The organism is Mesorhizobium sp. M0633 (assembly GCF_040320645.1).
Classification (GTDB): Bacteria; Pseudomonadota; Alphaproteobacteria; order Rhizobiales; family Rhizobiaceae; genus Mesorhizobium.
The window spans coordinates 1-908 of record NZ_JAMYQC010000117.1; the positions used below are offsets into that span (position 1 = coordinate 1).

The following is a 908-nucleotide window of genomic DNA, read 5'->3' on the forward strand; positions in this document are numbered from 1 at the left end:
CCTGCGGCGGGTCGATCTCGGTTACCTGCACCAAGCTCACGCTCACCGTCTTGGGCAGGCCCTCTTCAATCGTGTTGTCGGGGCGCACGACCTCGACCTGGGCAAAGCTCGCCACCAGCCGGGCCGTGCGCGCCGCCCGACCAGGCCGCGCGCGCAGCTCGACCATGGCCTCTCCGGCGGCCTGCAGCGGTGCGGTCGACAGCTTGCCGCCGCCCTGGATCCGGCGGTCGTGCATGGCGCGGGTCAGAATGTGGAAGCCGGGTTCGGGTACAAGCGCCCACTTGCTGTAGATGTCGCTCTCGCGGTCGCTCACCTCGGTCACCAGTGCAGCCGACTTCAACACCGGCTTGGCCGCCGCGGCCGTGCTCAACCAGCGCTCGGACTCCTTGTCGCACAGAGGCCGCTTGGCATGAGCAACCTCCACACGCCCCTCGCGCGTCCACACCCGGCCCGCCACCAGCCCCAGAACGCCGCCCGTCTCGGCATCGATGCCCAGCATCGCGTGCAGCAACACGCCACGGCCGCCGCCCTTGCCAATCTCGCCAAGGCCACGCCGATACTCCGGCGTCGTCGCGAAATTGATCTCACTGGTGTCCTGGATCGCCAGCACATGACGACCGGCGCTAGCCTCAGCCGTCGCAGCGCCCCAACCTTCAATCAGCCTGTCCGTCGTCACCCGAGCGTTCGCCAGGAACCGACAAAAGCCCACGATCCCGCTACGGGCTCCTCCAGCCAAGCGGCGCAGGCACACGCTCTCGCGCGACACCATCCGCTCCAGAAGCTGGACCCCCTTTTTTCGAGCCGTTCGTCACCGAACGACCCCAACAATCCCATAGATGACACCGCGACGCCTCCCTCAGTACGTCGCCTACAGAATCACACACCAACCCGACGCCGCAACTCACAGA

At 67.2% G+C, this 908-nt stretch carries 1 pseudogene; it reads right to left on the minus strand.

Annotated elements, in window-relative coordinates:
- Positions 1-766 (minus strand): annotated as a pseudogene (locus tag NKI47_RS34915) (IS4 family transposase); the annotation flags it as partial.
- Between the last annotated feature and the right edge of the window lie 142 nt (positions 767-908).